The organism is Tenacibaculum retecalamus (assembly GCF_027941755.1).
Lineage (GTDB): Bacteria > Bacteroidota > Bacteroidia > Flavobacteriales > Flavobacteriaceae > Polaribacter > Polaribacter haliotis_B.
This window is the reverse complement of record NZ_CP115916.1, coordinates 480753-492771: the sequence shown is the minus strand read 5'-3', so window position 1 is coordinate 492771 and position 12019 is coordinate 480753. Positions and strand designations below refer to the sequence as shown.

The window sequence follows — 12019 nt, the reverse complement described above, 5'->3', positions numbered from 1 at the left end:
TCATTAATACTTTTAATTTTTTAGAATAGAATAAGTGTTTAAATTATGAAGACAATATTTATAGATAGAGATGGAGTTATTAACAAAGAAGTACAATATTTACATAAAATAGAAGATTTTCAGTTTATAGAAGGTGTTTTTACTAGTTGTAAATATTTACAAAAAATAGGCTTCAATTTAATTATTGTTACAAATCAGTCAGGCATAGGAAGAGGTTACTATACTAAACAAGATTTTAATATTGTTAATAACTGGATGTTAAATGAATTTAAATGCCAAAATATAAATATATTAGATGTTTTATATTGTCCACATAAACCAGAAGACAACTGCAAATGCCGTAAACCAAAAACTGGAATGTTTGAAATAGCTGATATTAAATATAAAATAGATAAAAAAAAATCTTGGTTAATAGGAGATAAAGAAAGTGACATTAAAGCAGCAAACAACTTTGGTATAACAAATACTATATTAGTTGAAAGTGGACATAAAGTAAATAAAAAGCATAGTAAGGCTACCTTTATCACACCTTCAATTAAACATATAAGTAGTTTTATAAATTATTAAAGATAATGAATACAAATTTTAATAATAAAACTATTTTAATAACTGGTGGTGCAGGGTTTATTGGATCCAATATCGCTTTTTATTTACAAGAAAATTATCCTGATAGCAAAATTATAATTTTTGATATTTTCAGAAACGAAGAAATTTTTAGTTCTGGTAGTTTAAAAAGTTATGGTCATTATAAAAACTTAATAGGTTTCAAAGGAATTATAATTTGTGGAGATATTACTAATGATCAAGATTTAAATAAACTTAAAAATTACAAATTAGATTATATTTTTCATCAAGCTGCTATTTCTGACACTCGTGTTTATGATCAAGAATTAATCATGAAAACAAATGTTAATAGTTTTTATAAACTTTTAGAAATTGCAAAGAATAACAATTCAACTATAGTTTATGCTAGTTCTGCTGCAACATATGGTTCAAGTCCTTCCCCTCAAAAAATTGGTGACGACTCTCCTGAAAACCCTTATGCTTTTTCTAAATACTGCATGGATCAAATTGCTTATAAATATTTAAAAGAGCACTCTGAAATGCATATTATTGGGCTTAAGTTTTTCAATGTCTATGGTGAAAAAGAATACTTTAAAGAAAAGAGTTCTTCTATGATACTTCAAATTGGACATCAAATTTTAGCAGGTAAATCACCTCGTTTATTTTTTGACTCAGATAAAATAATGCGAGATTTTATTTACATTAAAGATGTTGTTGAAGCTAATATATTAGCCTGCTTTGCAAAAAAGAAAGGAGTATACAATGTTGGTACAGGTATTAATCGTAGTTTTTATGATATTGTAAGTATATTACAACAAGAATTAAATACAGATTTAAATATAGAATATTTTAAGAACCCTTACACAGGTTATCAAATGAATACTAAAGCGGATATTAGTTTAACTCAACATTCTTTAAAATTTAAACCTAGTTATACTCTAGAAAAAGGTATTAAAGAATATACCCCTTATATAAAACAAACATTTAATTGGAATAATAAATAATGAAAAGTATTTTAGTTATTGGTGATATTATAGTTGACAATTATTTAGTTGGTAGTATTGATAGAATATCACCTGAAGCACCGGTTCCAATAGTAAAAATAGATAAAGAAACATCAGTGTTAGGTGGTGCTGGTAATGTAATTAATAATTTATTGGCTTTTGGAGCTAAAGCAGATATTATAAGTGTAATAGGCGACAATGAAAATTTCTCAATAATTGACAAATTATTAAAAGATAAAAACATAAACACAAATCATCTTATACAAGAAAAAAATAGAACTTTAACTGTAAAAACTAGAGTCTTATCTTCTAACCAACAAATAGTTCGTTACGATAAAGAAGATATAAAAGAAATTAGCGATAGTACTTCAAATAAAATCATAAAACTATTTGAAAGTATTATTAAAAATTATAATATCGTTATTCTTTCTGATTATGGTAAAGGAGTCTTAACTGAAAAGATTACTAAAAACATCATTAAAACAGCTAAAAAGCTAAAAATAAAAGTACTAGTAGACCCCAAAGGCTATGATTACTCAAAATATTCAGGAGCTTATTTATTAACTCCAAATAAAAAAGAAGCTAGTATTGTTACTAACTTTGACATTGACAATAAAAATTTAGAAACTGCCATTCGCAAACTAAAATCTGATTATAAATTATCTATTTCTATAATTACTCTTAGCCATGACGGTATTGCTGTTTATAATAAAGAACTAAAAACATTCCCTACTAAAACAAAAGAAGTATATGATGTTACTGGAGCTGGTGATACTGTAATAGCTGCAATAGCTTTCAAACTAGCCCATAAACAAACTATTGAAGAAGCTATAGAGTTTGCTAATTTAGCTGCAGGTGTTGTTGTTGGTAAAACTGGAGTAGCAACTGCTACTATTGATGAAATTTATGCTCAACAATATAATATCAAAACAAAAAATGAAATAAAAAAGATTGTTGATCAATTAAAGAAACAAAACAAAAAAATAGTTTTTACGAATGGGTGTTTTGACATTTTACATTTAGGTCATATAAAGTATTTAGAAAAGGCAAAGAAAGCTGGTGATGTTTTAATTATAGGTATTAATTCAGATGCATCTGTGAAAAGGTTGAAAGGGAAAGATCGCCCAATAAACAATGAATTTGATAGATCTTACCTCATAAATTCATTGAAAACCGTAGATTATACAGTTATTTTTAATGAAGATACTCCCTATGAATTAATTAAAATAATAAAACCTGACATTTTAGTAAAAGGTGGTGATTATAAAAACAAAAAAGTAATTGGTAGTGATATTGTAAAAAAAACAAAGTTAATTGAGTTTATAGAAGGAAAAAGTACGACTGAACTAATTAATAAAATAAAAAAATGATATTAGATAACTTAAATGAACATATTCTAGTATTAAAACTAACAGTCAATCAACATAAAGATGATATTATCCTGATTGCCAATGAATGTATAACTCGTTTAAAAACTGGTGGTAAAATTATTATACTTGGTAATGGCGGTAGTGCTGCCGATGCTCAACATATGGCTGCTGAGCTTGTTGGTAGTTTTAATAACAAGCAACGAAAAGCTTTAGCTGCTATAGCTCTTACTACAGATACTTCTATACTCACATCTATAAGTAATGATTATACTTATGACAATGTTTTTTCTCGTCAAATAGAAGCGTTAGCTACAGACCAAGATTTGGTAATTGGTATAAGTACCAGTGGTACTAGTAAAAATGTTATCAATGCACTTAAGGTTGCAAAAAACAAAAAATGCTTTGTTGTTGGTTTAAGTGGTAATAAAGGAGGAGATATGAATACAATATGTGACAAAAACATTATTGTTAATTCAACACAGACTTCAAGAATACAAGAAGTTCATTTATTTATTGAACATAGTATTTGTGATATTATAGACAGATATTTTTTAAATTAGAAATATATAAATGAACCCTAAAAATTTAATTGTTATTGATCGGTTGGTTAAGCCACTCTATATGATAATGAGTAATTTAATCAGTAAAAAAAAAACAAACTCTAATAATCAAAATTTTATAGTACTGAAATTTTTTGGTTTTGGCAGTATTACTAGAATAGTACATGTTATTGATACTATTGGCATAGCTAAAAGTAAGGTTACATTTATTACACTACATAAAAATAAAACCTTAATTGATTTACTTAATTTAAATGCTATTTATGTAAAAACAGACACGCCAATAGCATTAATAAGCAGTCTCTTCAAACTAATAAATCAAATATGGAAAACTAAACAGTGTACTATATTAGATATGGAAAGAGTTTCAAACCTATCTGGTATTTTCAGGCTAATTATTAGTATAAAAAAACCTAGTCGTTCGTTTTATTTTAAACCTAAAAACACAATTAAAAAAGGACATCATTATATTTCTTTGTTTAATAAGCCAACTACAGAAGCTATTGCTGAAATGTTTGGTAAGAAATATAAAAACCCAATTACAAAAAACATCAATAACACTTCCTCAAACAAAATATTTATTAATATAAATGCAGGAAACTATTTTCCACAACGTAAATTTACATTATCAAAATATATTGAATTAATTAAAGAGCTTCATTCTGAAACCCCAGATTGGCATTTTTACTTAACGGGTACAACTTCAGAATATGAATATGTTGAACTGTTTAAAAAACGCTTAATAAATAATAAAATTCCTCCTAGTTTATTATTTAATATTGCTGGTAAATACAATCTTTCAGAATTTGTAAATAATCTAAAAAAAGCAAGAGTACTTATTACTAATGATTCAGGCTACTTTACATTTAGCTACATTTTTCAAAGTTAAAACTGTTGGGATCTGAGAATTCAACATCATCACGTTTAATAGGTTATAAAAACAGTCAACAAATGCTAAATTTAGATTTAAATTTAGAATGCGCTCCATGCTTCGTTCATCCTAAATCAAAGGTAGCAAAGCATTGTAACGGAAAGCTACCTTGCTTTACATCCTTCAAACCTAAAGAAATGGCTTTAAAAATTAATAAATTTGTAAATGACTATTAATATATACTACTAACAATGAGTACTTCAAAACATATAATATTTTTAAACCCTCCTGGGGGTAATATATTTATTAGAGACTATTATTGTTCTAAAGTATCTAAGGCATATTATCTGCCACAACCTGTAGATTTATTAATTCAATCTTCTTTCTTTAATGAACCTGAGTATAAAATCTTGGTATTAGATTGTATTGCTGAAAATAAAACTGAAATAGAAGCTCTTAAAATAATTAGAAACTTTAATCCTAATTACATTATTGGTTTAATGGGATCAGTTTCATTAAATGAAGACTCTTTTTTTTATAAAAAGGTAAAACAACAAAATCCCAATGTTTTAATAGCATGCTCTGGCGATTCCTTACTCGAAAAACATAAAGAAAAATTTAAAAAATATAAATGGTTAAATGCTATTATTACTAATTTCTTTAAAGATGGTTTTAAGCAATACATAGAAGGTGAAAATGAAATTGAGGCCTTGTTTATTATCAAAAAGGAAACTTATTCGTTAAAAACAGTAAGCGTTCAAAGCCAATAAATATGGCTTTACCAAAACAGCATTTATTTAAAGGTAATTATAGAATGCCTTTTGCCAATGCACTTCCAATAGCTACCGTTTTAACTAATTACGCCTGCCCCTATCCTTGCACATTTTGTATTATGTCTTCTTTACCTTATACAACCCGTACGGCAGCTTCTATTATTGAAGAATTAAAATATCTAAAAGCAAGTGGCTATAAATTTATTTATTTTTCTGACCAAACTTTTTTTCAATCAAAAGCAATTACAAACGAAATTTTAAATTGGATGATCGATGTAAATTATGGGATAAATTGGATGTGTTTTTCTAGAGTTGATGTTCTAAATCAAAACGAATTAAAACTAATGAAAAAAGCAGGATGCTCCTTAATTATGTTTGGAGTTGAATGGGCTGAAGATGATTTACTAACACATTACAAAAAACATTACACAATACAACAAATAGAAACAACCTTCGCTTTATCTAAAAAAATAGGAATCAAACGTCTAGGCACTTTTTTATTAGGTGTACCCGGGCAATCCAAAGAATCAATATTAAATACAATAGCTTTTGCAAAAAAAATTGATGCTGATTATGCTTCATTTAACATTGCTGTACCTAGAAGTAACACTTCTTTTAGGACAGAAGCTTTAGAACAAGGCTTAATTAATGATTCATTAGAAGTGATGGATCAATCGGGAAATGAAGTTACAATTGGCACTGGTGTTCTTAGCAGAAAAGAATTACAAAAACTTAAAAACAAAGCTTATAAATCTTTTTATTTTAGGCCTAAATATCTTTTTAAAAGAGTGATTAGTATTAGTAATTGGATCGAATTTAAAATTCATTTAATCGAAGGTTTCTACATATTCAAAGGTTTTTTTTCAAAAAATAAATCTACATGATAAAAGGAAAAATAACAATATTGAATGTATTAAAAGTTTTATGGCTAGTATTCTCCTTTATAATTATTATATGGAAAGGGGTTATTCCTGGAAGCAAAAAAGTCAATACTGATTTTAACAATTACTATACTGCTTCAAAGCTCGTTCTTGAAGGAAAATCAATTCATCAATTTTATAATAACGATTGGTTTTATAAACAGGCGCAAAACTTAGGTATAAAATCTGGAGCAAAATTTTCTCCTTTCCCTCCTATTACTGCTTATGCTTATATCCCTTTAACTATATGGGAGCCTTTAAAAGCTAAAAAAAAATGGCTCATATTTAATGTATTACTATTAATTATCTTGCCTTTTAGAATAAAAGAAATAACAGCATGGCCGCTAATTACAACTATGCTTTTTATTTCTTTATTTTCAATTCCTTTAATAAGTTGTTTAATTTCTGGACAAATATATTTAGTTATTGCATTTATTTTACTAGAAGTTTTTGGCCAAGTATATATGAAAAATAAACCTTTACTAATTAGTTTACTTATTGGAATTACTAGCTCTTTGAAATATGTTCCAATTCTTTTTTTAGGATTTATAATTCAAAATAAAAATAAGTACAACATTATATTCTATACCCTTTCCTTCATTGGAGTTTCTATTCTACTCCTTTTTTTGATAGATAATAAGGCTTATTCTTCTTTTTTTCAACATTTTCAATCTCATATACAAGGGGATTTACCAGGGCAAGGAAAATATTCTATTGGCTTTCAATCTATTGATTCTTTACTCAACAATTTATTTGTATATGATAGTATTAAAAATCCATTTCCAATTATTAATACTTCTATTCTAAAACCAATTATTAAATATTCATTTTTTACAGGAATTGTTAGTATCCTATTTATATTATTTAAAAAGAATAAATTTAAAGCTACTCCTATTTTTGTTTCTATTTGTTTAATTAGCATTTTTCTACTATTACCCGCTACAGCTTCTTATCATTTTTTACTATTATTACTTCCTCTTTTAATTATTTTTAAATGGTTAAAGAGCTTCAAATCAAAAACAGCAATTAGTGTAGTATCGCTACTATCATTAATTACATTTAGTGTTCAGATACATCATATCCCTGACCTTAGCAATTTTTTTACTATTAATTTATTATTGCACTATCCGAGGTTTTGGGTATTATTATGTTTATTTTTGGTTTTGTCTCATCATTATAATAATCATCTTTCTAAAAATTATGGCTAAATTATTATTCTTACAAAATATGGATTATGAATTTGTTGGCTCAATGTACATATCATCTATGGTAAAGAAACATGGGCATGAATGTGATTTAGAAATCGGACATCAACTAAAAGATTTTGAAGAAGTAATTCAAAAATTCAATCCAGACATAATAGCTTTTTCTATTATGAGTGGGAGTCATAATTGGGGTAGAAAAATAGCAAAAGAAGTAAAGAAAAAATATAATATAACAACGTTATTTGGTGGTGCTCATCCTACTTTTTTTCCTGAATTTATTAAAGAAGAAGGTGTTGATTATTTAATACGTGGTGAAGGAGAAGAATCCGTATTAGATATACTTGATGCAATTGATAAAAATAAATGTTTTAAAAACACTCCAAACTTATCTTATATTGATAATGAAGGCAAAACAAAACATAATTCTCTTCGTAACTTACGTAAAGATATGGATGAATATCCCTATCCTGATAGAAAACTATATCACACTCTTGATAAAACACAACATAGACAAGTAAGAAATATAATTACATCAAGAGGCTGTCCCTTTCATTGTTCGTTCTGTTTTGAAGATGCCATGCGCGCTTTATATAAAGGAAAAGGAAAATATGTAAGAATTCGTGATATTGACAAAGTAATTGAAGAATGTCTTCAATTAAAAAGAGATACTCCTGTAGAAGTGATTTATTTTGCTGATGATGTTTTTGGAATGAACCGATCATGGCTATACGAATTCCTCGAGCGATATAAAAAAGAAGTAAACCTACCCTTCATTTGTTTAGTTAGAGCTGATTTAGTAGCTGCTGATAGAGATTATGCATTTAACTTAGCTAAAGGAGGATGCCAATCTGTATTTTTTGGAGTAGAGTCTGGTAATGAAGACTTAAGAAATCAAGTTTTAAAAAAGAAATTAGATGATAACGAAATTATAAAAGCAGCAGAACTATTACATGAAGCAGGTATTACATTTAGAACATATAACATTTTAGGCTTACCAGATGAAACTTTAGAAGATGCCTATTCAACAGTAGAACTAAACATTAAAATTAAAGCTGATTACCCTTGGTGTTCTATTTTCTCGCCGTTTCCTGGTACTGAATTAGCTGATTATTCATTACAGAAAGGCTACTTAAGTCCAACTTTTTCCGTTGAAGAGTTGGATAAATCTTTTTTCCTTTCCTCTCAATTAGAACTTCCTCATAAAAGAGAATTGCAAAATTTACAGAAGTTTTTTCAAACGGCTGTACTATGGCCTTGGACATTTCCCTTTATTAAAAGAATTATAAAATTACCACCTAATTTTTTATTTAGAGCTTGGTTTGGTATTATTTATTTTTTGGTATACATACGTTCAGAAAAACGAAATTTTTGGGAAACTTTTAAATTTGCAATTAAAAATTACAAACATGTTTTGGTAAAAGAGTAGTATCTTAAATTCTATACCCAAAAATGGATTTTAAAAGCACATATTTGACTCAGTAATCTAAATAGGAGCATAGTATATATAGTAAAATGAAAAAAAAAACATTAAGATACTTACCTATTTTGTTAAATCTTTTTAGGAGTATTCTAACCCCTATATTAACCTTAATATTATCCTATATAATTGTAAATTATTTTTCTAAGTCTCTTTGGGGTAATTTTGTAGAAGTACATCTTTATTTTTTTATTGCTTTAATTTTTTCTGATTGGGGTACAAAAACTTATTTACAAAAAGCTTTTAGTACTAATCCTAAAAATATGGTTATAACATGGCAACAACAACTTTTAACAAGAGTTCCCATTCTTTTTTTAAGTATTCTAGCCCTTGTTTTATTAATAGACTTAAATAACTTTAGTCTAATCATATGGTTTCTAAGTGCTTTTATTTATAATTCTTTTTTATCCATTTTTTTTTATAACAGAGATTATCTCCTTCTTATAATAATTGAACTAAGTAGTTTCTTCTTTTTAAACTTGTTATTATTTTTAAAGAAAGATCATATTACAATAGATGAATTAATTCTTTTCTATGCTTTGTATATGTTTTTAAAAGCTATTTTTGTTTCTTTTAAATATTCTTATTTTTTAAAATTTAAGTTTTTTATCATTAATTTTTCAAATTTAAAATTTGGACTTCCTTTTTTATTAATTGGTATTACTGGTTTTTTACATTCTAAAATAGATATATATACTTACGCTTTTTTCCAGAACAATATAGCTTTAGGAGAGTATCAAATCATATCTTCTTTCTTTATATTTTCACAATCTATAATAACTATCTTATTATTTCCATATATTAAAAACATATACAGAATTAATATAAAAAGCATAAAAAAAATTCGTTTTCAAATAGCTTTTTTAGGTGTTTTTTTTAATTCTATAATTACACTAATTATTGCTTATTGTTTAGAGAATTATTTTGATATAACATTAACTCCCTTTGAATATCTAATAGGTTTTTTTATTGGATACCCTACATATATATATAGTATTAAAATTCTTGAATTATTTAAATTTAATAAAGAAAGAAAAGTTGTAATAATTAGTATTATTGGACTATTTTTAAATTTAATTTTATCAATAATATTCTTATTTTTAGACCTTAACACTTTAGGTGTATTGTTAGCAAATGCTATAACACAAATAATGACTATGTTTTTCTACTCCTTTCTTTTTAAAAAATAATATTTGTTATGTAAATATATTTTTAGTTAATCAATTTTATTAGTTGGATTTGATTTAATAAACCTTAGCAAGTAAGGCTCAAGTGTAATTTGACTATCAATTTTATTCATATTCTTTTTATATGAATTCCATTCATTTCTATATCGAATAAAAATCTTACTCTTTATCACTCCCAAAAGAGAAAAAATTTGAGAAAGAAAAAGCTTTAATTTCACATCACTTTTTACTGAATCAAAATGATGACTTTCATTCAAATTCATAGATTTATTTAAAAAAAAATAATTTTTAATAAATAATTTTTCCCAATCTTTAAAATACGGATATTTTTCGTTTGCTTGAATAATTCCAAAATTTTTCAATACAAATTTGTTTGTAGCTTGGATTTTTTCAACAGGAACTTTTGTACTCCAAAGCAACTCATTAATACAAAGCACCCCACCTGTTTTAAGAACTCTTCCTATTTCTCGAATCATTTTTTCTAAATAATCGCCTTCTTGTATTCCAAGAACAGACTCTATATAAATTTTATCAAAAAAATTAGAAGGAAAAGGGATATTTTGTGTTTCCTCTTCAAGAAGACTAAGAATAATTTTATCTTTTAAACCACAGAATTTAATTCTAGAAGTAGCTTTTTTTAACATTAGTTTACTTTTCTCAACCCCATAAAGTTTAATCGACTCACTATGAGAAAATGTATGGATTAGAGAAGACCCTGTTCCAAAACCAATTTCAAGAATTTTTTCATTCTCAACAGGAATTAATTCATTCAATAAAACTTGCGTTGCTTTCTTTCCTTTTGGATGAATGTATTCTTTATTAATGGTATTAAAAAAGGTCAAAATATTTTTATCCATTCTGAGTTTTCTTAAATAAAGTCTTTATACATCAAAAATATTATAAAAACCTGATGTATCATGAGTTTAAATATAGTTAAATTTGATTTTACTACGATGCATTTATTAATAAAATTGAAACCAACAATAATTTATTTTTTACCTTTATCAAATGAAAAGTTCTCTAAAAAATATAAATAAAAAATTATTTCCAAGCAAATATCAATTTTCGCCAGAGTGGATTGTATTAGGAGTTAATAATGTTTGTAACCTGCATTGTAAAATGTGTGATGTTGGAAACAAAAATTTAGAGAGTAACTTTGCCCAAAATTTAGTTGGCACACACCCAATAAATATGCCACTAAATTTGATTAAAAAAATAATAGATCAAACTTCAAAATATTATCCTAGTTCAAAATTAGCATATGCTTTTACTGAACCTCTAGTTTACCCACATTTATTAGAGTCCCTAGAATATGCTAATAAAAAACAACTATACACTACTATTACCACTAACGCATTAACATTAAAACATAAAGCAAAAAAATTAGTAGAGTCTGGTATTAATGAAGTTTATGTTTCATTAGATGGACCTCAAGAAATTCACAATGAAATTAGAGGTCATAAAAAGTCTTTTCAGAAAGCTATAGAAGGTATTGAAGAACTTCTTAATGAAAAAAGAAAACCTCTCGTTAAAGTTATTTGTGCAATCACAGAGTGGAATGTTGGTGCTATGCACGAACTATTAGACTCATTAAAACACCTCCCTATTCAAGATATTGGTTTTATGCATACCCAATTTATAACAAAAGAATCTGCTGAACTACATGAGAATTCTCCTTGGAATTTATTATATCCAGCATCTGATTCAAATGTAGACCTTATAGATTTTGAAAACATGGACTTAGATTCTTTATTAAATGAAATTGAGACAATTAAAAATTCTACGTATCCTTTTAACGTTTATTTTTCACCAGAAATCACATCAAAAGAAAATTTAGAACTTTATTATCTTCAGACTGAGAAAATAATAGGAAAACTGTGTAATGCGGTATATACAAGTATCATGATTAAATCAGATGGTTCTGTTATTCCGGCTCATGGCCGATGTTATAATTTAAACTTAGGAAATATGTACGATCAATCTTTAAAAGGCATATGGTCTTCTGGAGCATTAAAAAAATTAAGAACGGACTTACACAAAGCTGGTGGACTTTTCCCTGCTTGTAGTAGATGTTGTAGCGCTTTTTAA

At 26.5% G+C, this 12019-nt stretch carries 12 protein-coding genes; 11 read left to right on the top strand and 1 reads right to left on the bottom strand.

Annotated features, from left to right (window positions below):
- Nucleotides 1-45: 45 nt before the first annotated feature.
- The 10 genes from gmhB to PG912_RS02390 all read left to right on the top strand — a co-directional run bounded on the left by gmhB (nt 46) and on the right by PG912_RS02390 (nt 9934).
- Nucleotides 46-567 carry a D-glycero-beta-D-manno-heptose 1,7-bisphosphate 7-phosphatase gene (gmhB, locus tag PG912_RS02435; protein ID WP_275688335.1) on the top strand — a complete coding sequence of 174 codons (522 nt, stop codon included), beginning with the start codon at nt 46-48 and terminating at the stop codon, nt 565-567.
- 5 nt (nt 568-572) lie between these two features.
- Nucleotides 573-1568, top strand: a complete 996-nt coding sequence (rfaD, locus tag PG912_RS02430) for an ADP-glyceromanno-heptose 6-epimerase (protein WP_275688334.1) — start codon at nt 573-575, stop codon at nt 1566-1568.
- On the top strand, nt 1568-2938 hold the full coding sequence (gene rfaE1 / locus PG912_RS02425) for a D-glycero-beta-D-manno-heptose-7-phosphate kinase (protein ID WP_275688333.1): 1371 nt from the start codon (nt 1568-1570) through the stop codon (nt 2936-2938). The genes rfaD and rfaE1 overlap by 1 nt, the downstream gene beginning before the upstream one ends.
- Entirely contained in the window at nt 2935-3498 is a 564-nt protein-coding gene (locus PG912_RS02420; protein ID WP_275688332.1) for an SIS domain-containing protein, read from the top strand. The genes rfaE1 and PG912_RS02420 overlap by 4 nt, the downstream gene beginning before the upstream one ends.
- Nucleotides 3499-3565: 67 nt before the next feature.
- Entirely contained in the window at nt 3566-4387 is an 822-nt protein-coding gene (locus PG912_RS02415) for a glycosyltransferase family 9 protein (protein WP_275688331.1), read from the top strand.
- 233 nt (nt 4388-4620) lie between these two features.
- Nucleotides 4621-5139 (top strand): hypothetical protein, encoded by a 519-nt coding sequence (locus tag PG912_RS02410; RefSeq protein ID WP_275688330.1) that lies wholly within the window; start codon nt 4621-4623, stop codon nt 5137-5139.
- 2 nt (nt 5140-5141) lie between these two features.
- The gene (locus PG912_RS02405) at nt 5142-6026 is read left to right on the top strand and encodes a B12-binding domain-containing radical SAM protein (RefSeq protein WP_275688329.1); all 885 of its coding nucleotides are present in this window, start codon (nt 5142-5144) and stop codon (nt 6024-6026) included.
- Nucleotides 6023-7270, top strand: a complete 1248-nt coding sequence (locus PG912_RS02400; RefSeq protein WP_275688328.1) for a glycosyltransferase family 87 protein — start codon at nt 6023-6025, stop codon at nt 7268-7270. The genes PG912_RS02405 and PG912_RS02400 overlap by 4 nt, the downstream gene beginning before the upstream one ends.
- Entirely contained in the window at nt 7263-8693 is a 1431-nt protein-coding gene (locus PG912_RS02395) for a B12-binding domain-containing radical SAM protein (RefSeq protein WP_275688327.1), read from the top strand. Before PG912_RS02400 ends, PG912_RS02395 begins: the two co-directional genes overlap by 8 nt.
- A gap of 530 nt (nt 8694-9223) precedes the next feature.
- Nucleotides 9224-9934 carry a hypothetical protein gene (locus tag PG912_RS02390; protein WP_275688326.1) on the top strand — a complete coding sequence of 237 codons (711 nt, stop codon included), beginning with the start codon at nt 9224-9226 and terminating at the stop codon, nt 9932-9934.
- Between the two features lie 26 nt (nt 9935-9960).
- Here PG912_RS02390 and PG912_RS02385 read toward each other — a convergent pair whose 3' ends face one another.
- On the bottom strand, nt 9961-10788 hold the full coding sequence (locus PG912_RS02385) for a class I SAM-dependent methyltransferase (protein ID WP_275688325.1): 828 nt from the start codon (nt 10786-10788) through the stop codon (nt 9961-9963).
- Nucleotides 10789-10939: 151 nt separating this feature from the next.
- Between PG912_RS02385 and PG912_RS02380 the strand changes: the two genes are divergently transcribed.
- The gene (locus PG912_RS02380; RefSeq protein ID WP_275688324.1) at nt 10940-12019 is read left to right on the top strand and encodes a radical SAM protein; all 1080 of its coding nucleotides are present in this window, start codon (nt 10940-10942) and stop codon (nt 12017-12019) included.

Excerpts from the sequence above, each read along its gene's own strand:
- gmhB (WP_275688335.1), top strand. The coding sequence starts at position 46 with ATGAAGACAATATTTATAGATAGAGATGGAGTTATTAACAAAGAAGTA.
- PG912_RS02415 (WP_275688331.1), top strand. The coding sequence starts at position 3,566 with ATGAGTAATTTAATCAGTAAAAAAAAAACAAACTCTAATAATCAAAAT.
- PG912_RS02410 (WP_275688330.1), top strand. The coding sequence starts at position 4,621 with ATGAGTACTTCAAAACATATAATATTTTTAAACCCTCCTGGGGGTAAT.
- PG912_RS02385 (WP_275688325.1), bottom strand. The coding sequence starts at position 10,788 with ATGGATAAAAATATTTTGACCTTTTTTAATACCATTAATAAAGAATAC.
- PG912_RS02395 (WP_275688327.1), top strand. The coding sequence starts at position 7,263 with ATGGCTAAATTATTATTCTTACAAAATATGGATTATGAATTTGTTGGC.
- PG912_RS02400 (WP_275688328.1), top strand. The coding sequence starts at position 6,023 with ATGATAAAAGGAAAAATAACAATATTGAATGTATTAAAAGTTTTATGG.
- rfaE1 (WP_275688333.1), top strand. The coding sequence starts at position 1,568 with ATGAAAAGTATTTTAGTTATTGGTGATATTATAGTTGACAATTATTTA.
- PG912_RS02405 (WP_275688329.1), top strand. The coding sequence starts at position 5,142 with ATGGCTTTACCAAAACAGCATTTATTTAAAGGTAATTATAGAATGCCT.
- PG912_RS02380 (WP_275688324.1), top strand. The coding sequence starts at position 10,940 with ATGAAAAGTTCTCTAAAAAATATAAATAAAAAATTATTTCCAAGCAAA.
- PG912_RS02420 (WP_275688332.1), top strand. The coding sequence starts at position 2,935 with ATGATATTAGATAACTTAAATGAACATATTCTAGTATTAAAACTAACA.
- rfaD (WP_275688334.1), top strand. The coding sequence starts at position 573 with ATGAATACAAATTTTAATAATAAAACTATTTTAATAACTGGTGGTGCA.